At 67.8% G+C, this 24,707-nt stretch carries 19 protein-coding genes; 14 read left to right on the top strand and 5 right to left on the bottom strand.

What is annotated here, in order from left to right:
* Positions 1–36 precede the first annotated feature (36 nt).
* On the bottom strand, positions 37–831 hold the full coding sequence (locus GGR25_RS15655) for a DeoR/GlpR family DNA-binding transcription regulator (RefSeq protein WP_183399776.1): 795 nt from the start codon (positions 829–831) through the stop codon (positions 37–39).
* Between the two features lie 385 nt (positions 832–1,216).
* On the opposite strand from GGR25_RS15655, the gene lsrF reads away from it, so the two are divergent.
* The 14 genes from lsrF to prfH all read left to right on the top strand — a co-directional run bounded on the left by lsrF (position 1,217) and on the right by prfH (position 19,705).
* The gene (gene lsrF / locus GGR25_RS15650; protein ID WP_183399775.1) at positions 1,217–2,104 is read left to right on the top strand and encodes a 3-hydroxy-5-phosphonooxypentane-2,4-dione thiolase; all 888 of its coding nucleotides are present in this window, start codon (positions 1,217–1,219) and stop codon (positions 2,102–2,104) included.
* A 53-nt stretch (positions 2,105–2,157) separates the two neighbouring features.
* On the top strand, positions 2,158–4,110 hold the full coding sequence (locus GGR25_RS15645; RefSeq protein ID WP_183399774.1) for an SDR family oxidoreductase: 1,953 nt from the start codon (positions 2,158–2,160) through the stop codon (positions 4,108–4,110).
* Between the two features lie 85 nt (positions 4,111–4,195).
* A complete protein-coding gene (locus tag GGR25_RS15640; protein WP_183399773.1) occupies positions 4,196–5,326 on the top strand; it encodes a sugar ABC transporter substrate-binding protein in 1,131 nt (376 codons plus the stop codon).
* A 76-nt stretch (positions 5,327–5,402) separates the two neighbouring features.
* Positions 5,403–6,941, top strand: coding sequence for a sugar ABC transporter ATP-binding protein (locus GGR25_RS15635; RefSeq protein ID WP_183399772.1), 1,539 nt, complete (start codon positions 5,403–5,405; stop codon positions 6,939–6,941).
* A complete protein-coding gene (locus GGR25_RS15630) occupies positions 6,938–7,912 on the top strand; it encodes an ABC transporter permease (protein ID WP_183399771.1) in 975 nt (324 codons plus the stop codon). The genes GGR25_RS15635 and GGR25_RS15630 overlap by 4 nt, the downstream gene beginning before the upstream one ends.
* A 1-nt stretch (position 7,913) precedes the next feature.
* Entirely contained in the window at positions 7,914–9,410 is a 1,497-nt protein-coding gene (locus GGR25_RS15625) for an FGGY-family carbohydrate kinase (RefSeq protein WP_183399770.1), read from the top strand.
* Complete coding sequence (locus GGR25_RS15620) at positions 9,407–11,143, top strand: glycerol-3-phosphate dehydrogenase/oxidase (RefSeq protein ID WP_183399769.1); 1,737 nt, start codon at positions 9,407–9,409, stop codon at positions 11,141–11,143. The genes GGR25_RS15625 and GGR25_RS15620 overlap by 4 nt, the downstream gene beginning before the upstream one ends.
* 225 nt (positions 11,144–11,368) lie before the next feature.
* Positions 11,369–12,478 carry a substrate-binding domain-containing protein gene (locus tag GGR25_RS15615; RefSeq protein ID WP_183399768.1) on the top strand — a complete coding sequence of 370 codons (1,110 nt, stop codon included), beginning with the start codon at positions 11,369–11,371 and terminating at the stop codon, positions 12,476–12,478.
* A gap of 179 nt (positions 12,479–12,657) precedes the next feature.
* The gene (locus GGR25_RS15610; RefSeq protein ID WP_183399767.1) at positions 12,658–13,620 is read left to right on the top strand and encodes an ABC transporter substrate-binding protein; all 963 of its coding nucleotides are present in this window, start codon (positions 12,658–12,660) and stop codon (positions 13,618–13,620) included.
* A 60-nt stretch (positions 13,621–13,680) separates the two neighbouring features.
* A complete protein-coding gene (locus tag GGR25_RS15605; protein ID WP_183399766.1) occupies positions 13,681–15,207 on the top strand; it encodes a sugar ABC transporter ATP-binding protein in 1,527 nt (508 codons plus the stop codon).
* Positions 15,204–16,226, top strand: coding sequence for an ABC transporter permease subunit (locus GGR25_RS15600; protein WP_183399765.1), 1,023 nt, complete (start codon positions 15,204–15,206; stop codon positions 16,224–16,226). Before GGR25_RS15605 ends, GGR25_RS15600 begins: the two co-directional genes overlap by 4 nt.
* 101 nt (positions 16,227–16,327) lie before the next feature.
* Positions 16,328–17,689: a hypothetical protein gene (locus tag GGR25_RS15595; RefSeq protein ID WP_183399764.1), complete on the top strand. Its 1,362-nt coding sequence runs from the start codon at positions 16,328–16,330 to the stop codon at positions 17,687–17,689.
* 295 nt (positions 17,690–17,984) lie between these two features.
* Positions 17,985–19,100, top strand: a complete 1,116-nt coding sequence (locus GGR25_RS15590; RefSeq protein ID WP_183399763.1) for an RNA ligase RtcB family protein — start codon at positions 17,985–17,987, stop codon at positions 19,098–19,100.
* On the top strand, positions 19,097–19,705 hold the full coding sequence (gene prfH / locus GGR25_RS15585; protein WP_183399762.1) for a peptide chain release factor H: 609 nt from the start codon (positions 19,097–19,099) through the stop codon (positions 19,703–19,705). Before GGR25_RS15590 ends, prfH begins: the two co-directional genes overlap by 4 nt.
* A gap of 52 nt (positions 19,706–19,757) precedes the next feature.
* Here the strand turns inward: prfH and GGR25_RS15580 are convergent, their stop codons facing one another.
* The 4 genes from GGR25_RS15580 to GGR25_RS15565 all read right to left on the bottom strand — a co-directional run bounded on the left by GGR25_RS15580 (position 19,758) and on the right by GGR25_RS15565 (position 24,692).
* A complete protein-coding gene (locus GGR25_RS15580; RefSeq protein WP_210299980.1) occupies positions 19,758–21,125 on the bottom strand; it encodes an FAD/NAD(P)-binding protein in 1,368 nt (455 codons plus the stop codon).
* Positions 21,126–21,142: 17 nt separating this feature from the next.
* On the bottom strand, positions 21,143–22,327 hold the full coding sequence (gene ssuD / locus GGR25_RS15575; RefSeq protein WP_183399761.1) for an FMNH2-dependent alkanesulfonate monooxygenase: 1,185 nt from the start codon (positions 22,325–22,327) through the stop codon (positions 21,143–21,145).
* Positions 22,328–22,440: 113 nt separating this feature from the next.
* Positions 22,441–23,514, bottom strand: a complete 1,074-nt coding sequence (locus GGR25_RS15570; protein ID WP_183399760.1) for an amino acid ABC transporter permease — start codon at positions 23,512–23,514, stop codon at positions 22,441–22,443.
* The gene (locus GGR25_RS15565; RefSeq protein WP_183399759.1) at positions 23,511–24,692 is read right to left on the bottom strand and encodes an amino acid ABC transporter permease; all 1,182 of its coding nucleotides are present in this window, start codon (positions 24,690–24,692) and stop codon (positions 23,511–23,513) included. The genes GGR25_RS15570 and GGR25_RS15565 overlap by 4 nt, the downstream gene beginning before the upstream one ends.
* Between the last annotated feature and the right edge of the window lie 15 nt (positions 24,693–24,707).

Below are 24,707 nucleotides of genomic sequence, written 5' to 3'. Positions count from 1 at the left end.
GATCGGCAGCGCGGTGACCTGCACCGGGCCTCGCCGTCAGACCAGTTCGAAATTCACCCGAGCCGCCTGTAATTGCTCGAGCACGGGCGGCGGCACCTCTCCGGTGAGCAGAACAAGGTCGAAATCGGTGATCTCGGCGACATAGTTCAGCGCGCTGAACTGGAACTTGGTCGAGTCCGCCAGCAGGAACCGCCGTCGCGCCACCTGCATCATCGCCTGCTTGGCGCGCACCACGATTTCGTCCGGGGTGTAGAGCGACAGGCCGCGGATCGTCGTCGTCGACAGGATCGCGACATCGACATGATAGGAGCGGATCGCCTTCTCGCAATTCGCGCCGAAATAGCCGTTGTAGCCGGGATGATAGCGCCCGCCGGTCGAGATGAGATCGATCTCGGGCACGTGGCGGAGCCGCTCCAGAATGGGCGCGGCATTGGTGATCACCGTCAGCGGCGCGATCTCGGGCAGGTAGTCGCAGAGGTGGTACGAGGTCGTGCTGTCGTCGATGATGACGGCATTGCCGGGCTCGAGGCGGCTCGCGGCTGCCTGGGCAAGGCGCCTCTTCTCGTCGCCGCTCTTGCGGCTGCGGTAGTTGTAGCTGCTTTCGAAGAGGAGCGACTTCTCGGCCGAGACAGAGCCGCGCAGACGCCGCACGAGCCCCTCCTTCTCCAGCGCCGCAAGGTCGCGGTGGACGGTCATCAGGCTGACGCCGAGCGCCTCGGCAAGGTCGCGAATGGCGGCTGAGGAGCCGCTCATCAACGTCTGGATGATCCGCTGGCGTCGGCGCTCGGCCTTGGACAGGTCTTCCGTGGCATCGGAATTGTTATGATCCATCATTTTTCCCCGCGCCGAACTTAACATTTTCTAGAGATGGAACATTCTGGCCCGCCTGTCCAGCCCGCGCGAGCCATCGCGACAGCGCGAAAACCGGCGACCGAAATTGAGCATCAACATCAATGGTATCGGCAAACTGCTCTCCGAGGCCGGTAGATCGGCGCCTTGCCCTCGACGCCTTACGCTGCACCGCAATAACAAAAATCGTGATGTAAATAACAAAATAATTGGTAATTCGAACTGCGTTTCGCTAGGTTCTGCGGCGGAGGATGAGGAGACCTCCACGCAGGACCGGACGCTGCGCCCTGGAGGACAGGGCAGCACCCGCCAAGGGTGAAGCGACGGCTGCCTGGCCGGGTCTCCGCGCAACGGCAGGAAAGACCCGATGGCAGATCTCGACGACATCAAGGACGGCAAGGACTGGGGCCACGATCGGCCCGCCGACACGACGCGGTTCTTCCTGAAGGGCGCGGCGCATCATGATTGGGGCATGAAGGCGCGCCTCGCGCGGATCTTCCGGCCCGATACCGGGCGCACGGTCATGCTGGCCTTCGATCACGGCTATTTCCAGGGCCCGACGACCGGCCTGGAGCGGCTCGACCTGACCATTGCCCCGCTCGCCCCGCATGCCGACGTGCTGATGTGCACCCGCGGCGGCCTGCGCTCGTCGATCCCGCCGGAATCCGGCAAGCCCGTGGTGCTGCGCTGCTCGGCCGGCAATTCGATCCTGACCGAGCTCTCCAACGAACTCGTCGCCGTCGATATCGACGATGCGATCCGTCTCGGCGCGGTGGCCATGGCGGCGCAGGTCTATATCGGCGCCGAATACGAGCACAAATCGATCGCAAACGTGGTGAAGCTGATCGACAGCGGCACGCGCTACGGCATTCCCACCATGGCGGTGACGGGCGTCGGCAAGGATATGGTCCGCGACGCGCGCTATTTCGGTCTTGCCACGCGGATCGCGGCCGAGATCGGCGCGCAGTTCGTGAAGTCCTACTACGTCGACGAGGGCTTCGAGAAGATAACCCTCGGCTGCCCGGTGCCGATCGTCATCGCCGGCGGCAAGAAGCTGCCGGAGGCCGAGGCGCTGGAGATCGCCTATCGCGCGATCGACCAGGGCGCAGCGGGCGTCGACATGGGGCGCAACGTCTTCCAGTCGAGCGACCCGGTCGCGATGCTGAAGGCACTCGCCGCCGTCGTCCATGACGGGCGCACCGGCGCGGAAGCCTATCAGCTCTTCCGCGATGAGCACCGCAAGGCGGCGGCCTGATCTCCCCCGAAACCGACGGCCCCCGACCCGACCCCCGAGACATGGACGAGGCGATGCAAGACCTTTGGGACGACGCCGAGGCGGCGCAGGCACGATCCGGACTGGATCTGCGCGTCTATTCCTCGCGTCTGATCGGCCGCGATCCGGCGCTCGTGCTGCACGGAGGCGGCAACACCTCCTTCAAGGGCCGCGTGACGGATCGCTTCGGGGTCGAGCAAGCCGTCATCTGGGTCAAGGCCAGCGGCTTCGACCTCGGCACCATGGGGCCGGAGGGCTTCACGGCTCTCGCGCTGCCGCCGGTGCTGGCACTTGCCGAACTCGAAAGCCTGTCGGATGCGGACATGGTCAACGAGGTCAAGCGCGCCCGTCTCGACCCGCAGGCGGCGGCGGCCTCGATCGAGGCCATCGTCCACGCGCTGATCCCCTTCGCCTATGTCGACCATTCGCATGCCGACGGGGTCCTGACGATCTCCAACAGCGCGGGCGGCGGCGAGCGGCTTCGCGAGATCTACGGGCCGCGCGTGATGGTGCTGCCCTATGTGAAGCCGGGCTTCGACCTCGCGCGCCAGATCCGCGCGGCGGTGAATTCGCCGGCCTTCGCCGAAACCGACGCGATCATTCTGGAGCATCACGGCGTCTTCACCTGGGGCGAGACGGCGCGCGACAGCTATGAGCGGATGATCGCTATCTGCGGCAAGGCGGAAGCCTGGCTCGCCGCGAAGGTCGGCGCCCTGCCCGCCGCGCCGCCCACCGCGACAGATCCGCTCGCCATCGCCCGGCTGCGCGGCGCGGTCAGCCGTCTTGCCGGCCGCCCTATGGTCTCGCTGCCGGCCGGAACGATCCCGCCGGACGAGATCGGCGCTGTCGCGGCGCTGGCCCGCCACGGCACGCTGACGCCCGAGCACGTGATCCACAACAAGCCCTTCCCCGCCGTGGTCGGTGAGGATCCCGGCCCCGCGCTGGACGCGTTCGCCGAGGAATACCGCGCCTATGTCGCGCGGGGCGAGGCAGGCGTCACGCCGCTCCCGCCGCATCCGCATTGGGCGCTGCTGCCGAACGGCGCGGTGCGCAGCTTCGGCCCCACGCTTGCCCGTGCCCGCGTTTCGGCGGATGTCGCCATGGCCAACCTCAAGGCGCTACGCCTCGCCGCGCGCCTCGGCGGCTGGCAGGGACTCGGCGAAGCGGATCTGCGCGATCTCGAATATTGGGAGCTCGAACAGGCCAAGCTCAGGGCGCAGGGAACGCCGGCGCCGCTGACGGGCAAGGTCGCCCTGGTCAGCGGCTCGGCGACCGGCATCGGCCGGGCCACGGCCGAGGCGCTGCGCGAGCGCGGCGCGCTGGTCGTGGGCCTCGACATCAATCCGGAAATCACGACGCACATGAACCGCCCCGGCTATGAGGGGCTGGTGGTCGAGCTCACCGACGAGGCGGCGGTCGAGAAGGCGCTGGACCATTTCGTCACCAGCTATGGCGGGCTCGACATTCTCGTCTCGAATGTCGGGATCTTCCGCGCCGGCGCGACGATCGAGCAGATGGGCGACGACATCTGGGACCTGTCGCTCGACGTCAACGTGACGTCGCATCGCAAGCTGCTGAAGCGCGCCGTTCCGATCCTGCGCCATGGCATCACGCCGGGCGTGGTCTTCATCGGCTCGCGCAACGTGGCGGCGCCGGGCGTCGGCGCGGCCGCCTATTCGGTGTCGAAGGCGGCCCTCACCCAGCTCATGCGCGTCGCCGCGATGGAACTTGCGCCCGAGGGGATCACGGTCAACGCCGTTCATCCCGACGCGGTGTTCGACACGCCGCTGTGGACCCGCGAGGCGCTGGAGACCTCGGCGCGGCGCTATGGCCTGACGGTCGACGAATACAAGTCGCGCAATCTGATGCGCCAGCCCGTGACCGCAAAGGATGTCGGCCGCGCCGTGGTGGCGCTGGTCGACGGCACCTTCGCGCGAACCACCGGCGCCCAGATCCCGGTGGACGGTGGCAATGACCGGGTTCTTTGAGCGAAAAGCCCGAGCAGGGGAACGCCAAAGCCACGGCAGCCCTGCCCGACGCCTGAACTGACAAACGCAGCAAGAGGAGGAAACGATGCGTAATTATCTCAAGGGCTTCACGGCGGTTGCGGCGCTCTGCGCCGGCTTCGCGCAGGTGGCCGAGGCCAAGGACTACAAGGTCGCGGTGATCCGCTGGGAGCCCAACGACATTTATTTCAATGGCGTGGCGCTCGGTCAGCAGCAGGAAGCCAAGCGCATCCAGACCGAGACCGGTGACACGATCACCTTCAACGTCTTCGGCGCCAACGACGCCGGCGACCAGCTCAACGCCCTGCAGGCGCAGGTGGATCGCGGCGTCGACGGCGTGCTGCTCACCCCCTGGCGCGGCGAGGCGATGCGCGCCATCGTCCAGCAGCTCAATGAGGCGGGCGTTCCGGTCGTAACCAGCAATGCCTGGGTGCCCGGCGTGCCGCAGACCTTCGTCGCCTTCGACAACGAGACGGCCGGCCGCCTCGGCGGCGAGGCGTTGGTCAAGCGGCTCGATACGCTCCGCGGCGAGGGCTGGCGCAAGGATGGCGGCGTCTTCATCGAGCTGCGCTGCATCATCACGGCCTCGTTCGACATCGCCCGGCACAAGGGCTATCGCTCGGCCCTCGACCCGATCGCGGCGGAATATCCCGGCGTGAAGATCGTCGAGCAGGAAGCGGGCTGCGACGGCGGCAAGGCCAGCAAGGCGGTGAACGACATCATCTCGCGCGAAGGTCCGGACAAGATCCTCGGCGTCGCCAGCATCGACGGCACGATGGGCGTCGGCGGCGCGGTGCCGGCGTTCAAGGCGCAGGATCTTCTCTTCCCGATCGACAATCCCAAGCATATCCCGATCGCCACGATCGACGGGACGGTGCCGGAGTTCCAGTCGATGGCGCGCGGCGAGATCGATCACATCTCGGTCCAGCCGGCCACCGGCGAGGGCACGATCACCATGCGCCTGCTCTATGACCTCATGTCCGGCAAGCCCCTGCCGACCGAGGCCAATATCCTGCTGCCGGGCGAGACGCCGCTCTGGGCTCCGGTGAAGGTCAGCCAGCCGGACGCGATCAAGGGTCCGTGGTACCAGACCCAGGCCTACAGCGTTCCGGGCGTCGCCAATTATGACGATCCGCGCAACTGGGCGAACGAGATGGCCGTCGTCACCACCGGCAAGATGCCCGACTTCGGCAAGTAAAGACGATTGACAGCGGCGGGCGGCTCCCCTTGCAGTCGGGCCGCCCGCCGCTTGGCCTGTGGCCACAGGAGTGCACATGACTCTTGATCCCTTGATCAGCTTCGCGGCTGAGGCCGTATCGCGCCGCTTTCCGGGCGTCCTCGCCGTGAAATCCGTCGACCTGGCGGTCCGCAAGGGCGAGATCCACGGCCTGATCGGCAAGAATGGCGCCGGCAAATCCGTGCTCGTCTCGATGGTCGCCGGGCTGCTTCCCCCAAGCCAGGGCGAAATCGTCACGGCGCGCGGCGCGTTGACGCCGCACCAGTCGAGCCCGGCCCGGGCCAAGGGCCTCGGCATCGCCCTTGTGACGCAGGAGCCCGCCTTCGCCGCCGATCTTTCGGTGGCCGACAACCTCTTCATGGGCTGCCACCCGACCCGCTCGCTCCATTTCGTCGCGCCCGGCGAGACGCGGCGCCGCGCCCAAGCGCTCATCGAGCAGCTCGGCCTGCGCGCACGCCCCGAGGACCGCATGGGCGACCTGCCGCTCGAGACGCAGCAGTTGCTGGCGTTCGGCCGCGCCGTCTTCATCGATGCAGCGACGACCATCCTGCTGGACGAAATCACCGCATCGCTGACCAATGAGCGCAAGGAGAGCCTGCTGAGGCTGCTGCGCACGCTGATCGGCGAGCGACCGGACCTCTCCTTCACGCTGATCTCGCATCACGTGAGCGAAGTCATGGGCTTCACCGACCGCGTTTCGGTCATGCGCGACGGCAATCGCGTCGCGACGCTCGACACCGCGGCAACAAGCGCCGCCGAACTCGCCGACTGGATCGTCGGCGACGTGGAGCGTACGGAGATCAACTACACCACCCGCCCCGACGATACCGCCGTGCCGGTCCTGTCGGTGCGCGGGCTCAAGGCGGAGCGCAGCCTCGCCCATCTCGACTTGGACCTCCGCCGCGGCGAAGTCGTCGGCTTCTCCGGCCTCGAGGGCTCAGGCAAGGACGCCGCGATCGAGGCGCTCTATGGCCTGGTTCCAAACCATGACGGCAAGACGCTGATGGACGGCGTCGCGGTGAAGCTCGACAGCCCCAAGGCCGCGCAGCGTGCCGGCATCTCCTTCCTGCCCAAGCATCGCGAGGCGCAGGCCGTGATCCAGAACCGGTCCGTGCTCGATAACGCCGTGATCGCCGGGCTGCCGGTACTGACGACGCGGCTCGGCTTCGTGAAGCGGCGCGAATGCGAGCGCGTCGCGCTGTCGATCGTGACGCGGCTTCGCGTCAAGACGCCCGGGCTTCATGTGCCGATCGACGGCCTCTCGGGCGGCAACAAGCAGAAGGTCATGCTCGGCCGTCTGTCGCTGACCGCCCCCCGGCTCGTGCTGCTGAACGAGCCGACGCGCGGCGTCGACATCTCCGCCAAGCCGGACATCTTGAAGATGATCCGCGAGGACCTCTCGCGCGCGGCGGGCGTGATCATGATTTCGGAAAGCGAGGAGGAGCTGGTCGAGATCTGCGACCGCATCCTCGTCTTCTACAAGGGTCGGGTGGTGCGCGAGCTCATCCGCGGCAGGCCGGGCTTCGATGTCGAAACGGTCTACAAGACGATCCAGGGCGTGGAGTTGCCAGCATGACCAAGAGCAAGAACCTGCTGTTTCTCGTCCTGGAGAAGCATCTCATCTGGGCGCTGCTCGTCCTGCTTTTCATTGCCGGGCTGGCCGTGCCGGGCTTCCTGTCGGTCCGCAACATCCTGAACGTGATGTGGGCGGCGGCACCGCTCGGCTGCATGGTGCTCGGCCTGTTCTTCGTCGTGCTGACCGCCAATGTCGACCTCTCGCTCGAATCCACCTTCGCGCTCGCGCCGACGCTGGCGATCGTCGCCTGTTTCCAGTTGCTGCCGCTGCAGGATCTCTCCTTCATCGCCGTGATCGTGACGCTGCTCGTCGGCGCGGCGCTCGGCCTCGCCAACGGGCTCTTCTCGGTCAAGCTGCGTGTCAGCTCCTTCCTCGTCACCCTCGGCACGCTGCTGCTCATGCGCGGCATCGTCGTCTATCTCATCCCCGAGGGCGTCTATTACCTGCCCGAGGGCTATGTCTATCTCGGTTCGGCCAAGCTTTTCGGCATCCTGCCGGTGGCGGTTCTGGTCTGGATCGCCGTGTTCATTCTCGGCTGGCTGCTCGTCGATTATCACCGCCTCGGCAAGGACATCCTGGCGCTCGGCAACAATGAGGAAGCGGCCTTCATCGCGGGCGTGAGCATCGACCGCACCAAGATCCTCTGCTTCGTCATCGCCGGCACCCTCGCCGCGCTCGGCGGCCTGCTCGAGGTCGGACGGCTGCAGTCGGTCGTCGCGGATATGGGCCAGGGCGACATCCTGATGGTGTTCGCCGGCACGATCCTCGGCGGCACGGCGCTGACGGGCGGCAAGGGCAATGTCGGCGGCGTTTTCGCGGCCGTGCTGGTCATCGCGATCATCGAGAACCTGATGAACCTCTTCGGCGTGCCGCCCTCGATCCGTCAGGTGGTGTTCGGCGCGGTGCTGCTGGTTGCGATCTATCTGGCGAGCCTGCAGGAGAATCTCCGTCACGCACGCATGGAAGGGTGAGATGACGGATTACCTGCTCGGCCTCGACAGCGGACTGACGGTCACCAAGGCGGTCGTCTTCCGCACCGACGGCACCGTGGTCGCCACCGCGCGGCGCGAAATCCGCCAGATCAAGGCCACGCCCCGCCATGTCGAGCGCGATATGGCCGAGCATTGGCGCATTTCGGCCGAGGCGATCCGCGAGGCTTTGGCCCGCGCAAGCGCGGCCGAGGGCCATGCGGTCCAGCCGCTGGCGGTCGCGGTGACGGGCCATGGCGACGGGCTCTATCTGCTCGACAGCCAAGGCGCGCCGCTCGGCCTCGCGGCCACGTCGCTCGACAGCCGCGCCCATGCCGTCCTCGAAGGCTGGGACGCCGACGGCGTATCGGAGCGCGCGCTGGAACTGACCGGTCAGCGGCCTTTTCCGTCCTCTCCCGCGCCGCTTCTCGCCCATCTGCGACAGGCGGAGCCCGCGCGCTATGCCGCCATCGCCGCCGTCCTCTCCTGCAAGGACTGGCTCCGCTACTGCCTGACCGGCCGCGTCGCCACGGATTTCACCGAATCGAGCGTCGCCTTCGTCGATGTGTCGACGCAGGTCTACAGCGATGAGGCGCTGGCGCTTTTCGGCCTTCGGGATATCGGTCACGCTTTGCCGCCGGTGCTGATGCCGGGCGAGACCGCGGGCGCCGTCACGGCGGCAGCAGCTGCCGCAACCGGACTCTCGGCGGGCATTCCGGTCGCCACGGGCCTGCACGACGTCGCCGCCTGCGCCGCCGGATCGGGCGTCGTCGGGCCCGGCACCATCGCCGTGATCGCCGGCACCTATTCGATCAACGAACTGCTCACCGACCACCCACTGGTCTCGCTCGGCTGGAACGCGCGCAACGGGCTCGAACGCGGGCTCTGGATGAACATGTCGGTCTCGCCCGCCTCGAGCGCCAATCTCGACTGGTTCCTGCAACAGGCGGCCCGCGACGCGCTCGCCGCCGCCGATCCCTTCGCCTCGCTCCAGGCCGAACTCGATGCGGTCGCCAGCGACCCCTCGGAGATCATCTATCTTCCCTATCTCTTCGGCTCGCCGCATCGCGAGGATGTCCCCGCGGCCTTCCTCGGACTCCGGGGCTGGCACAGTCGCGGACACATGCTGCGCGCGGTGGCCGAAGGCATCGCCTTCAACCATCGCCACCATATCGACCTGATCGATCCGGAAGGCCGGGTCGGCAGCGTGCGCCTCACCGGCGGCTCCAGCAGAAATCCCTATTTCTGCCAGCTCTTCGCCGACACGCTGAAGCGCCGCGTCGAGGTGCCCGCGACGCAGGAGGCCGGCGCGCTCGGCGCGGCCATGGCGGCGGGTCTCGCGGTCGCGGTCTTCGCCGATTGGCACGACGCGGCGCGTCACACCCGCGCTGAGATCCGCACCTATTCGCCCGGCCCGCAGGCCGAGGCGCTCGCAGCCGGTTATGAACGCTACCGCGCCGCCGCGCTGGCCATGACGAACAGAGACTGGACCGCCCCATGAGTGCGCGTGAGACCGCCCGCCCCGACCTGATCCAGGCTCTCCGCCAGAAGAAGCACGTGCCCGTGCTGATCGTCGGCGGCGGCATCAACGGCGTTGGGACGTTCCGCGACCTCAGCCTGCAGGGTGTCGAGTGCCTCTTGGTCGAGCGGGGCGATTTCTGTTCCGGCGCCAGCCGCGCGCCCTCGCGCATGATCCATGGCGGGCTGAAATATCTGGAGACCGGCGAGTTCCGGCTGGTGCGTGAATCCGCGACCGAGCGCAATCGCCTGCTCGAAAACGCGTCGCACTATGTCGCGCCGCTCGAGATGATCATCCCGATCTACTCCTGGTTCGGCGGCAGCTGGGCGGCAACGCGCAAATTCTTCCGCCTACCGGCGAAGATGACGGAGCGCGGCGCGCTCGTCATCAAGCTCGGCCTCTGGCTCTACGATGTCTATGGCGCGTTCAATCGCGCCGTGCCGCGCCACCGCATGATCGCGCGGCAGGACATGCTGCGCGAGATGCCCGACATGGACCCGGGAATCCGCCTGGCGGCATCCTATTACGACGCCTGGATCATCTCACCTGAGCGTCTCGTGGTGGAACTGGCGCTCGACGGCATGGCCGCCCATCCCGACAGCATGGCGCTGAACCATATGCGCTTTCTGGGTGTCGTCGGCAACGAGGTCGAGCTCGAGGACACGACCAGCGGGGAGACCTTCCGCCTCACATGCGACATCCTCGTCAATGCCGCGGGCGCCTGGATCGACAAGGTCAACACGGCCGCGGCCGCCCCGGCCCGGCGGATGATCGGCGGCACGCGCGGCAGCCATCTGATGCTAGACCTGCCGGCGCTCGCCGAGACGCTGCATGGCCGCATGATCTATTTCGAGGCCGAGGGCGGGCGCATCTGCATCCTGTCCAATTTCATGGGCCATGTGCTGCTGGGCTCGACCGATGTGCCGGTCGATGATCCCGAAGGCGTGATCTGCGAGGACAGCGAGGTGGACTACCTTCTCGCCGCCTTCCGCCGTGTCTTCCCCGATGTGCCGGTCGCGCGCTCGGACATCTTCTTCAGCTATGCCGGCGTGCGTCCCCTGCCGGCCGGCGACGCCTCCGATCCCGGCGCGATCTCGCGCGATCATTCCCTTCCCGAACTGGCGCCCGCCGGAGAGCGGCGCTTCCCGATCCTCTCCCTGGTCGGCGGCAAATGGACGACGTTCCGCGCCTTCTCCGCCGAGGTCACGGACGCCGTCCTCGCGCGGCTGGGGAAATCGCGCCGCTTCACCACCGAATCGACGCCGATCGGCGGCGGTGTCGGCCTGTCGCAAGCCGCCGCGCCGACCGAACGCCTGCTGTCCGCCATCACGCGCGAGCACGGCCTCACCCGCAGCCGCGCGCAGCAATTGGTGACCCGCTACGGCGCCCGCGCTTCAGGCGTTGCGGCGGCGCTCGCCGGCGGCGAGCACCGGCTCGCCGCCCTGCCCGAATTCTCGCGCGAGGAAATCGCCCATGTCTGCGCGAGCGAATTCGTCGAGACGGCCGAGGATTTTCTTTTCGGCCGCACGTCGGTCTTCCTGGAACGTCCGCTCGGCCATGCCGCGCTGAAGGAACTCGTGGCGGTCATCGGCGATCTGCGCGGCTGGGATTCCGGACGGCGGGCGCGCGAGGTCGATGCACTCGTGGCCCGCTATGCGCGCGTCCACCGGATCGACATATCGGAACAACGCGGCGAGCGGCCGCAATTCATCTAGCGAGCGCGCGGCCGGCCGGTTCGCGCCGATGCAACCGCAGCGTCAGTGGCCCGCCCGAATGACAGACCGGCCCCGACCGTCCGATTCGGACCACACTTGACAAAATCCGGCAACTGGCCCTAACTCTCGATCATAATCGTTTAGGTCGCACTTTTGATGTCGTGGTTCGCTCCATCGAGCGACAGCTAAGGCGACCTAAACGATTAGGGAGGATCGGAGGATCCAGTGCGTAAGTCCACGATGCGCGACGTCAGCCGCGCGACCGGCCTGTCCATGTTCACGGTCTCGCGCGCCCTCGCGGGCGCCGATGGCGTGTCCGAGGAGAGCCGCGATCAGGTGCTGAAGGCGGCGCGCGAGCTCGGCTACATCCCGAACCGCGCCGCGCAGGAATTGCGCCGCGCCAGCCGGGACACGGTCGCCGTCATCACGGCCAGCACGTCCAACTCCTATTACCTCGAAATGATGGCCGGCATTCAGCAGGCGCTGCGCCCGTCGAACTGGACGGTGGTGGTCGGCGACGTGGCGATCGACGGCGTCTACGATCCCGGCCTCGAGGACCGGATGGTGAAGCGACTGATCGAGTCGCGCGCGGCCGGCGTGATCTCGACGCTGACGCTGAAGCCCGAGAATACCCGCCTGCTCTCCGCCTGGGACATTCCGGTCGTCTTCGTCGACTCGGCGCCGCCGGCGGACGCACCCGATTTTCCGAGCGTCACCACCGACAATTACAGCGCGAGCCTGCTGGTCGGCGCGCATCTGGCCTCCCGCCGCTTCACCGACTGGCTGCTGCTGATCTATCCGCCGAAATGGTCGACCCGCTTCGATCGCGAACGCGGCCTCGTCGATTCCGCCAAGGACCATGGCGCCACGCTGACCGTGGTCGAGAGCGAGAACGACGCGGAATCCGGGTATCGGACGCTTGCAGACCATCTCGATCGCACGGGACGTCTGCCCGACGTGCTGATCGCGGGCAACAACCCGCTGCTGCTCGGCGTCATGAAGCTCGCCAAGGATCGCCGCATCGTCATCCCCGACCATGTGGCCCTCGTCGGCTATGACGAATTCGCCTGGTCGGAACTCGTCGATCCGCCGCTGACGCTGCTCAACGAGCGCTCGGAGGAGATCGGCAGCAAGGCGGCGCTGACGCTGATGGAGATCATCGAGGCCCAGGCGGAAGCGGAGCGCACGGGCGGCTCCAAGGCGCCCGTCTATCTGCCGCGATACCAGCAGCAGGTCGCCGCGAACCTCGTCATCCGCAGATCCTGCGGCAGCGACGGCACAAGAAACGCAACCGGAAGGGAGGACATGATGCAGCTCTCCGACCCGATGACCTAGCGCTCCCCCGGGAGCCCTGAGACCCGAAATCAAGACGAGCCGCGCCGGGGCCTTGCCCCGGAGGTGAGTGCTTACGCCCGGATCGGGCGGGCTTCCGCGCCCTGTCGGCGCGGTCGTCGATGGCGTTCGCCGGTCACGCCGCGTCCGGACCGGCAACAGAGTGAAACTGGAGGAAAGCCATGAACCTTATAACGTCCCGCCGCGCCATCGCCGCACGTCTCGCCGCTTCGGCCGCCGCCGTCGCCATGCTCGCCATCGCCGGCGGACTGCCGGCCGAGGCCAAGATGCCGGAGAAGATCACCTCGATCGGCCTGATGGTTCAGGACATGTCCAACCCGTTCTTCTCGGCGATGGACAAGGGTGCGAAGGAGGCGGCTGCCAAGATCGGCGCCACGCTGAACACGCAGGACGCTCAGCTCGACCTCGCCAACCAGAACACGCAGATCGACGCCTTCATCCAGCAGGGCGTGAACCTGATCGTGATCTCGGCCGTTGACGAGGCGGGCATCGAGCCGGCGATCCAGCGGGCCAAGGATGCCGGCGTCATCGTGATCGCGGTCGATACGCCCGCCCATGGCGCCGACGCGGTGATCATGACCAATGCGGTCCAGGCCGGCGAGAAGTCGTGCGACTATCTGTTCCAGCAGATGGGCGGCAAGGGCCAGGTACTGCTCGTCGACGGCACGCCGATCCAGACGATCATCGACCGCATCAATGGCTGCAAGACGGTCGCCAAGAACTATCCCGACATCAAGATCGTCGGCCAGCAGGCCTCCAAGAACGACCGCGCTTCGGGTCTCGCCGTCACGACCGACATGCTGACGGCCAATCCCGACGTCACCGGCATCTTCGGCATGAACGACCCGTCGGCGCTCGGCGCGGTGCTCGCGGTCGAGCAGGCCGGCAAGACCGCCCAGATCAAGGTCACCGGCGTCGACGGCAGCCCGGAAGCGGTCGCCGAGCTGAAGCGCGAGGGCTCGCCCTTCATCGGCACGGCGACGCAGAACCCGGCCGAAATGGTGCGCCAGGCCGTGGCGATCGCCGTCGGCATGACGGAAGGCAAGATGCCGACCGAGAAGACGATCCTGATCCCGAGCGTGCTCGTCACGCGCGAGACCGTGAAGGACTATGCCGGCTGGTAAGCCAGCAAAGCAGCGGGGCGGCGGCGCCTGCCGCCGTCCCGTTTCATGACGGAGCGGACCATGAATGACGAGCCCCTCCTGCGGATCGAAGACGTGACGAAGCGCTTCGGCGCGACGCTCGCGCTCGATCATGTGCGTTTCGAGCTCCAGGCCGGCGAAGTCCACGCCCTGATGGGCGAAAACGGCGCCGGCAAATCGACGCTGATGAAGATCCTCTCCGGCAATATCGAGCGCGATTCCGGGCAGATCTACATGGATGGGCGCGCGATCGACATCCGCACGCCGCTCGATGCGCGCGCGCACGGCATCGCGATCATCCACCAGGAACTCAACACCGTTCCGCATATGAGCGTGGCTGAGAACCTGTCGCTCGGCCGCGAGCCTCGCACCCGCTTTGGCGTGCTTGATCGGAGGCGCGTGCGGCGTGACGCGCGCGAAAAGCTGGCCCGGATCGGCTCCGACATCGACCCCGACCGCCCGCTCGGCTCGCTCAGCGTCGGCATGCAGCAGATGGTCGAGATCGCCCGCGCCGTGAGCGAGGAGGCCCGCGTCCTGGTGCTCGACGAGCCGACCGCAGCGCTTTCGCGGGCAGAAGCGCAGCAACTCTATGCACTTATCGGACAAATGCGCACAGCGGGGGTGGGTCTCATCTATATTTCCCACCGCATGGAGGAGGTCTGGCAGCTGGCCGACCGGGTGACCGTGCTGCGCGACGGCGGCTATGTCGGCACCGGCCTGATGGCCGATCTGACGCCCGAGGATGTCGTGCGCATGATGGTCGGCCGCGCCATGGGCGATCTCTACGACCATCCGCGGCGCACGACCGGCAAGCCCATGCTTTCCGTGGAGAATCTGACTGGCGACGGGATCGGCCCGGTGAGCTTCGACGTCCATGCCGGCGAGGTCGTCGCCATGGCCGGCCTGATCGGCTCGGGCCGCACCGAGGTCGCGCGGCTCATCTTCGGCGCCGATCGGCGCAGCGGCGGCCGTGTCACGATCGACGGGCGCGACAGTCGCCCGTCTGGCCCGCACGCCGCCATTGGCGACGGCTTCGGCATGGTGCCGGAGGACCGCAAGGACCAGGGCCTGTTCCTCGACCACACCGTCGAGATCAACATCGCGATCAGCTCGCTCGACCGCCTCTCGACCGCCGGCGTCGTCCACCGGGCCGAGACGCGCGAAGCGGTGCTGGCCGAGATGAAACGGCTGCACCTGCGCCAAAACGCCATCGACCTCGCCGTCAAGGCGCTCTCGGGCGGCAACCAGCAGAAGGCGGCGCTGGCCCGCTGGCTGATGCGCGACTCGCAGGTGCTGATCCTCGACGAGCCGACGCGCGGCGTCGACATCGGTGCCAAGCGCGAGATCTACGAACTAATCGACGAACTGGCGAAGGCCGGCAAGGCCATCCTCGTCATCTCCTCGGACCTGCCCGAGGCGATCGGCATCAGCGACCGGCTGCTCGTGATGCGCGAGGGCCGCATCGTCCACGAGATCCAATCGAGCAGCGCCACCGAAGAGGATGTCATGGCCCACGCCACCGGAACCGCGGTGCGCCGGGTCGGCGCGAGCGAAGGAGTTGAAGCATGAGCGACAATCGCAACGCGGTCGCGCCATCCGCCGCAGAAGCCCACCCCAAGGCGCCGTTCGACTTCGCCAAATGGTGGGACCGCGTCGGCATCCTGATGGTGCTCGTCGCGCTCGTGCTGCTGATGGCGCTGATCGCGCCGAACTTCAACCGGATCGACAATCTGCTCAACATCGCCCGGGCGATTTCGGTCAATGCGATCCTCGCCGCGGGGCTGACCTTCGTCATCCTCACCGGCGGCATCGATCTCTCGGTCGGCTCGATCATCGCCGTCTCCGGCGTCATCGCCGTCGTCCTCGCCATTGCCGGCCTGCCCGCCCCGCTCGCGGTCACGGCCGGCATGCTGGTCGGCGCCGCCTGCGGCCTCGTCAACGGCGCGCTCACCGCCTATCTCGCGCTCGCCCCGTTCATCGTCACGCTCGGCACGATGACCTTCCTGCGCGGCCTCGCCTATACCATCACCGCCGGACAGCCGATCGTCTCCAGCGACCTGAATTTCAAGGGCATCGGCAATGGCTATGTCTCCGGCATTCCCGCGCCGGTCATCGTCATGGCGATCGTCTTCCTCGTCGCCTGGTTCCTGCTGGAGCGCACGCGCTATGGCCGCCATGTCTATGCCGTCGGCGGCAATGCGCAAGCGGCCCGCCTCGCCGGCGTCCGCGTCAACCGCGTGACGCTCTCGGTCTATGTCATCGCCGGCGCCTGCGCCGGCCTCGCCGGCGTCATCTTCGCCGCCCGCGTCATCTCGGCCCAGCCGACGGCCGGCACCGGCTACGAGCTCGACGCCATAGCGGCGGTCGTGCTCGGCGGCACCAGCCTCGCCGGCGGACGCGGACGCATCGTCGGCACGCTGATCGGCTCGATCATCCTCGGCGTGCTCTCGACCGGGCTGATCCTGCTCAGCGTTCCCTTCTTCACCCAGCTGCTGATCAAGGGCGTCGTCATCATCCTCGCCGTCACGATTGACAGCCTGAAGACGAGGCCCCTGCCCTTCCTGACCGCCGGACGGCGGAAAGGCTGAAACCGCTCCCAGCCGCAGTCCTCTCCCCACTGCGGTCCTTGCGGGCGGCGCCGCCCAGGCGGTCGCCGCCCGCCTTCCCCGATTTTCCGGAGTTCGAACCCATGTCCGTCGCCGCGCCGTCCATCACAGTCCGGATCGATGCCCCCCTCCCGGGCCGCCGCACGAGCGAACCCGTCTTCTTCACCGTTCCGGGCCACCTCGCGGCCCCGCTGCGCTACGCCAGGACGGCTGCCGGGGAGACGGTCCTGCTCCAGCGCGTGGACGCCCGCTCGGGCGCCGAGGCGACGACCTTCGTCGCGATCGTCGATATCGAGTCTTCGCTGACATTGACGCTCGGCGAGGCGGCGCCGGCGGAAGTCGCTACGGGCATCCGTATGCTGGAGGGTCGCGAGAGCGATTGCTTCGTCCGCCTCGAGACCGGCGCCTTCGATCTCGAGCTCTGCTCCGGCAAGGCCGAGGGGCTCGGCTCGTCCAAATGGGGCATCCGCCATTTCCGCGGCCTCAAAGACGGCTTCGAACTCCTGCCCTCCGGCAACAATGCGATCGGCGGCTTCTACGGCCCCTTCTTCACGCCGGAAAACGGCCTGATCAATCCGCCGGAACACACGAAGGTCGAGATCGAGATCGTCGAGCGTGGGCCGCTGCTGCACCACTACCGCATGCACGGCCTGATCCCGGACGGGCTGCTGGACGAGCTCAAGGGCAAACGCTTCGCGATCGACTGGCTGTTCTTCCACAAGGCGCCGTTCTTCCAGCGCAAATACACGGTCGATCCGTTCCAGACCGTGATCAACGGCCGCTCCGTCACCAACAAGATCACGGTCGGCGACGAGTTCGAAGGCGGTCCCGGCCACCTCGTCTTCGACCGCTTCGCCGCCTATGGCGGCACGCGCTATCGCGCTGGCGACCCCTATGCCGGCCTGCTGGTCGACATGGTCCGCGAGACGGTGGCGGACTCGGCCAATACCGGCCCGAAATTCGAGGAGTTCCGCGCCGAACTCTCCGACATCGAGGCCGCGCATTGGGACCTCTACTGGCGGCTGTTCTGCGCCTGGGAAGAGGTGCTCGATGAAAGCGAGATCCGCGAACGGCTCGCCCGCGTCCGCGCCGCCGCCCATGTGAAGGCGGACCTCACCGAGCGCGCCTGGACCATCACCGACGCGCCGGTCGACGTCTCGGCAACGCCGCACGAGACGATCTTCCCCGGCCCGGCCTCGAAGACGGTCGAATATGACAGCGCCAGCGGCCGGGCCATGGTCTGGTGGACCTCGCAGCCCTCCGGCGCCTTCCAGATCGTCCAGCGGCGCCAGTCGGGCTGGGTCAACTGGGGCTCGAACGGCGAAAACGAATGCCCCGAACTCCCCATCGGCATCGACATCAAGACCGCCTACGGTCCCTTCGCCAAAAACTGGACGGAGGTCGCCGACCGGCTGGAAACGCCGCTGGTCGTCCACGTCGATTGAGCCGACGCCAAGACGGATCGGCCTCGGCGCCGGCTTCGAGACTGTTGCGTCCCCGCAACGCACGGTAGAGCTTCGTCCGGCAGCGGCTTGCGCACGGCGCGCGATTGGCGCATGACGCTGGCCGTGCGCCGCCGGTTCGGCGCGGAATCCTGAACAAGGGGAGCGAGCATCATGACCATCATCGCCACCCGCGAGGGGATCGCCCTCTAGACAAGCCGCCTCGGGGCCTCGGCCGCCGAAGGTTGTCGCCACGCGCTCGTCTCATGACCGGGCGCGATCAGGATTCTGCTGCTTCATGAATATTCATCATTGGACCGGAGCGGATCGCCGCTTCCGCGTCTTTGCGTCGCCCGCCTCCTGGATCGAAGGGGCGAGCGTGGCCCAGCTCCGTCTGCTCGCGGGCCGGCGCGGCTTTCTCTCCGCCGCGGCCATGGCGGATCTCCACCCCGGCCACAAGGGCCCGGTCGGCTGCGCGATCGAAACGGAGGGTGTCATCCATCCCGATCTCGTGGGAACCGATATCGGCTGCGGCATGGCCCTCTTCGCGCTCGACATCGAGCAGCGCCAGTTGCACATCGACAAGGCCTTCAAGGCGCTGCACGGGTTGCACGAAGCGGTGGATGCGGGGGATCGGGCGCATCAGGCTGCCATCGCACCGGATTATGCGCCCGGCATGGGCACGGTCGGCGGCGGCAACCACTTCGTCGAACTGCAAGTGCTCGACGATCGCGCCGACGAGGCGGCGTGCGACGCCCATGGTCTGCGCCGGGGCGCGCTCTTCCTGCTCGTGCACACCGGCTCGCGCTCGCTCGGTCCAGAGGTACTGGAGCGGCACGGCGTCGGCGAGCGAGGTCTCGACCTGCAATCGCCGGAGGGGATCGCCTATCTCGCCGATCACGACCGTGCGGTCGCCTTTGCCGCAGCAAACCGCAAGCTGCTGGCCGAGACGGCCGCATCGCTCGTTCGGGGCAACGCGCGACTGATCACGGATCAGCCGCACAACTTCGTCGAGCCACGGCCGGGCGGCCGCGTGCTTCATCGCAAGGGCGCGGCTCCGGCCGATCGCGGGCTTTCTCCCCTGCCCGGCTCTCGCGGGGCGCAGAGCCATCTGCTCCTCCCGGAGGCCGGACCGGGCGAGGCGCTCGCCTCGCTGCCGCATGGCGCCGGCCGGAAGCGCGACAGGGCCGGAATGAGCGATCGTGCGAAGGACGGCGATCGGCCGCCGCGGGCTAATCCGCTCGGAAACCGCATCATCTGCGCCGACCGGCGGATGGCCGCGGAGGAAGCGCCGGACGCGTACAAGAACATTGCGCGCGTCCTCGCCGATGTCGAAGAGGCGGGGCTGGCCCGATCGATCGCGCGTTTTCGCCCGATCGTGACGTTCAAGACCGCGGAGGCGCGCGGACGATGACGACGCTGATCATCACCATCACCGCCGGACGGGGTCCGGCGGAGTGCCGCGAGGCGGTTCACCGCGTCTGTCTCGAACTGCTGCGGGAGGCGGAGGAGGCGGGCCTCTCGCCCGCCAGCGACATCGATCCGCGCGAGCGTCCCGCCTCCGTCGTCGTCGCCCTGGGCGGCGACGGCGCCGAGGCCTTCGCGGCCAGTTGGCAGGGAACGGTCCTGTGGTGCGATCCCGGCCAGCGCGGCGCCGGGGCGCGGCGGAACTGGTATGTCGCCGTGCATGCCGCGCCGGCCGGCCCGTCGGCGCCATCGCTGGTGGAGCGGGATGTCCGCTTCGAGACGATGCGCGCGGGAGGACCGGGCGGCCAGCACCAGAATACGACCGACAGCGCGGTCCGGGCGGTTCACGTTCCAACAGGTCTGGTCGCGATCGCGCGGGACGGACGCTCCCAGCACGCCAACCGCCGACTGGCGCAGGAGCGCCTCGCCGCCCTCCTCGCCGCGCTCGACGAACGAACGCGCGCCGCAGCCCTCCGGCAGGACTGGCTTCGCCGCCTCACGGTCGAGCGCGGGAATCCGACGAGGACCTATCGCGACGGCATACGCCAGTGATCGAAACGGCCAGCGGCGATTGTTCGACGCCTGAGAGAACTCGGCGCCCCCGCTACGGGGACAGGGCCTCTGCGATGCGTTTTGCGTAGGCAGCTACCTCCGGGAGACCCATCAGTTCGCCGAAGGTTCCGCGGGCGAGCGGGCCGCCGATGAAGAGGGTGTCGACCGGGGTGCCGTCGGCGCCGATGGCGCGGCCTTGCTCGTCCGTCGCTATGCCGAGGCCCGCTGGATCGGCCTGGACGAGCCCCTGCCTGGCGAGGTCGGCGAGCAGAGGGGCGGTTTCCAGGATCGCGCCATGGGCCGGGCCGGTCGCGACCAGCACGCCGTCAAAATGGTGCAGGACGACTTCGGACGTATGGCGACGGCGCAGCGCGACTTCGAAAACGTCGTCATGCAGTGCCGCACCGGCGATCGAGGCGGCGAAGAGATCGAGCCCGCCCGCCGCGATGCGCCGATCCAGCGCCGCCTCGACCTGCGGCGCGATACGGAAGCGGTGCACGTCCCAATAGGCGCGCAGATGCCGGACGATCCGCCGCCGGTCGGCGAGCGGCAGCGCGGCCCAGATCGCCGCTCCCTGCGTGCGCACCGCGTCCAGCACGGGATGCCAGGTCAGTCCCCTCGCCTCGGCGGCGGCAACCTCGGCGCGGATACGTTTCAGCAATTGAAGCGTCGTGGTCGCCGGCTTGGTGGTGAAGTCGCCGGTCTGCTCCTGAGCGAACGGGGCATGCCCCTTGGAACGCAGGCCGCGGCGCGCGATCGCCGTGATCGGGCCGCGATGGCCGCGCCGGTCGAGCGAGGCGATGACGTCCGCCCCCGTCAGACCCGTGCCGACCACGAGCACGCGGTCGTCGGGATGCACGACATCAAGCGCGCCGGGCGCTGTCGTATCGGCGACGAATTTCGCATGGCTGGCAAAGGCGGCGCGGAGCCGTTCAGGCGGCTGCGGCGGCGGATGGCTGACGGCAAGCACGAGACGATCCACATCCACCGTCGTTCCGTCGTCGACTGCGATGCGGAAGCCCGTCGGCGTCCGCCGGGCGCCGATTGCGCTCGCGCGGCGATGCTCGACGACCCCGTTGTCCAGGAACGGCGAGAGGCGCTCCGCGACATAGCGGCCGAATACCGAGCGCTGCGGGAAGACGCGCCCATCGTCGAGCCGCGCCGCAGCATCGTCATCGACCGCTCCCGCGGTTTCGACCCAGCGCGCGAAATCCTCGATGTCGTCGGGATCGAGACTCATCTTCGCGGCCGGAACATTGATGCGGAAGGCGGGATCTCGCGACGAATAGGCGAGCCCACCGCCGACCCGTTCGCGCGGTTCGACAACGATGATGCGAGCCGCCCGGCCGCCTTCGCGGGCCAAATTCCAGGCGATCGCCGCTCCGGTGAAGCCGCCGCCGATGATGCCGATCGCGGGCAAGCGTCGGCCGGCCCTGCTCACGATGCGGCGCGGGCGGCGGGGCGATGATCGCCGGCGATCGTCTCCCCGAACGGCCCCATATTCACCGAGGTGCTGGCCCTGGGCCCAGGATGGGCAAGCGGCAGGCGCGGCAGCACCAGTTCGCCGAAGCGATAGGCCTCCTCCAGATGCGGGTAGCCGGACAGGATGAAGCTGTCGATGCCGAGGCGGCGATATTCGTCGATGCGCTCGGCAACCGTCTCCGCGTCGCCGACCAGCGCCGTTCCCGCACCGCCGCGCACCAGCCCGACGCCGGCCCAGAGGTTGGGGCTGATCTCGAGCTTGTCGCGGCGTCCGCCATGGAGGCGGGACATGCGGCTTTGACCGACGGAGTCCATGCGGGCAAACACCTCCTGAGCCGAGGCGATTGTCGCATCGTCGAGCCGGCTGATCAATTGATCCGCCGCAGCCCAGGCTGCTTCGTTGGTCTCGCGCACGATGACGTGCAGGCGGATGCCGTAGGAGAGCGTGCGCCCGCGCGCTTCGGCACGGGCGCGGACGATGGCCAGCTTCTCCGCAACCTGCTCCGGCGGCTCGCCCCAGGTCAGATATTTGTCGACCGTCTCGGCAGCCACGTCGATGCCGATCTCGGAGGAACCGCCGAAGTAGAGCGGCGGATGCGGGGTCTGGACCGGCGGGAAGAGCAGCTTTCCGCCTTCTATTCTGAAATGCCGGCTGTCGAAATCGACAGTCTTGCCGGCGAGCACGTCCTTGTAGATATGCAGGAATTCGCGGGTGATCTCGTAGCGCTCGGTGTGGCTCAGGAAGATTCCGTCGCCCTTGTTCTCGACGGGGTCGCCGCCGGTCACGACATTGACGAGCAGCCTTCCGTTCGAGATGCGGTCGAGCGTCGCCGTCATGCGCGCGGCCAGTGTCGGCGATTGCAGCCCCGGCCGCACGGCGACGAGGAAACGCAGCCGCTCGGTTACCGGCACGAGCGCGGAGGCGATGACCCAGCTGTCCTCGCAGCTGCGACCCGTCGGCAGCAGCGCGCCGTAGAAGCCGAGTGAATCGGCGGCCCGGGCGATCTGCGACAGATAGGGCAGGTCGACGGAGCGGCCCCCTTCGGAGGTGCCGAGATAGCGGCTGTCGCCATGTGTCGGCAGGAACCAAAGGACATTGATCTTGTCGGGAATCGTCGCGGTGGAAACGGCAGAGGTCATGGCGTCATCGCTTTCCTGGCATGCAGCGAAGCTATCGCCTCGGACACAGACGAGAAGGTCGGCCATGCTCTTCTGCTGGCACGCCGAAGAAAATCGCTCTTCTGGCCGCCCATTCAGCGAGGCCCCGCCCGCCGTTCCAGCCAGAGCGAATAGCGCGAACCGCCGAAGGCGATGACGAAATAGATCACCGCGACGAAGAGATAGGCCTCGTCATAGCGGCCGATCCAGGCAGGGTCCGATGCGGAGGTCTTCGCTGCGTTGAGCAGGTCCATCATGCCGACGACCGAGACCAGCGTCGTGTTGAGCAGGATGCCGATCGCCAGATTGGCGATGCCGGGAATGACGATGCGGATCGCCTGCGGCATGATCACGAGGCGAAGGTTCTGCCACGGCGTGAACCCTAGCGATGCGGCGGCCTCGCGCTGCCCTGCCGGCACGGCCTGCAGGCCCGCGCGGATCACCTCGGCGAAATAGGCCGCCACGAAGAGCGTGAGCGCGACGAAGATGCGCAGCAGCTTGTCGATCGAGGCGCCGGCCGGCAGCAGCAGCGGGAAGATCAGCATCGCGACGTAGAGCACCGCGATCATCGGGACGCCGCGCACGAGCTCGATGAAGCCGATCGCGAGGCTGCGAACCACGATCATCTTCGAGCGCCGCGCCAGTGCCAGCACCACGGCAATCGGGAATGCGCAGCCGAGGCTGCCGAGCGTCAGCATCAGCGTGAGCGGCAGGCCGCCCCATTCGCCGGTCGGCACCGCCCTTCCGCCGAAGACGCCGGACATGAGCAGCAGCGTCGATACGGCCGTTACGAGCCAGAGCAGTCCGAGGCGGCGGCCCCAGAAGCGCGGTATGGCGGTGAGGACTGCGCAGGCGATCAGGATCAGCGATGCAAGGCCGGCCGCCCATTGTCCGGCGGGCGGATAGAGGCCGAACAGGATGAAGCGCAGCCGGTTGCCGATGAAGGCCCAGCAGGCGCCCGTGCCGGCGGCGCAATCCTGCGGCGTGCCGCTCCAGACCGCGTCGAACACGGCCCAGCGCAGGAGCGGCGGCAAAAGCGCCGCCGCCAGCGCCAGCATGGCGAGCGTGATCGCGATATTGACGGGCGAGCCGAGCAGGCCACGGCGCAGGCGCGGCCAGATCGGCGGGGCCGGCCGGGCCTGCGCGCCGGCGAGCACGGAATCGGTCATCGCGGATGCATCCCTCTGAGCGCCGTGGTCCGGTTGTAGCGGTTCATGACGGCCGAGACCGACAGATTGAGCGCCAGATAGACGCCGACCAGGATCGCCAGCGCCTCGGTGGACTGGCCCGTCGTATTGGCCGTCGTATTCACGACACTGACGAGATCGGGATAACCGATGGCGACGGCGAGGCTCGAATTCTTGGTGAGGTCGAGATAGCTCGAGGTCAGCATCGGCGTGATCACCCGCATGGCCTGCGGCAGGATCACGAGCCGCAGGAGTTGCCCTCGCGACAGGCCGATGGCGCTGCCGGCCTCCCATTGCCCGCGCGCCACCGACTGGATGCCGCTGCGCACGATCTCGGCGATGCCGGCCGAGGTGTTGACGACGAGGCCGACCAGCAGCGTCGCGAACTCGGGCGAGAGACCGGTGCCACCCGCGATGTTGAATCCCTTGAGGACAGGAAGGCTCAGGGTGAGACTTCCGTTCGCCGCGCCGATTGCGATCAGCACGATGGCAAGGGCGGCGACAGCCAGGGCGCCTTGCGCGATCCGTCGGCGTCGCAGTTCGGAACTCTGGGTCAACGCCACGGCGCCGAGCAGCGTCGCGATGAGGAGCGCGGCGATGAGCCAGCCGGCGAGCGAGCCGCTCGGCGCCGGGATGAAGATGCCGCGATTGGAGAGGAAGGCGCCGGGAAACGGCGTCAGCGCCTGCCGCGGACCGGGAAGCGCGCGGATCGTCACGCTCCAGAAGAAGAGCTGCAGCAGCAGCGGCGTGTTGCGGACGATCTCGACATAGCCCTGCACGAAGCCGGCGAGCAGCAGATTGCCCGAGAGACGGGCAATGCCGAGCGCCGTCCCCAGCACCGTCGCGAGAATGCAGCCGCAGACCGCGATCAGAACCGTATTGAGCAGGCCGACGAGGATCGCCCGCCCATAGGTGTCACCGGCCGAATAGGGGATCAGGCTCTCGCCGATCTCGAAATTGGCCGCGCTCGACAGGAAGCCGAAACCCGGCGCAATGCCGAGCTTCGCCATCGATGCGACGCCGTTGTCGGCCAGGAACGCAAACAGCAGCAGAACGCCGAAGAGCAGCCCCACTTGCTCGAGGGGCCGCCCGCCGACGATTTCGGAAATCCGGATCAGGAGGCCGGGCCGCTGGTGGTCCGGCCTGAGGACATCAGCCATGGCGTGTCAACGCGC

The sequence above is a fragment of the Kaistia hirudinis genome (assembly GCF_014196455.1).
In the GTDB taxonomy this organism is placed as follows: domain Bacteria; phylum Pseudomonadota; class Alphaproteobacteria; order Rhizobiales; family Kaistiaceae; genus Kaistia; species Kaistia hirudinis.
The sequence above is the reverse complement of the archived record's forward strand: the minus strand, read 5'-3'. Positions and strand labels throughout refer to the sequence as shown.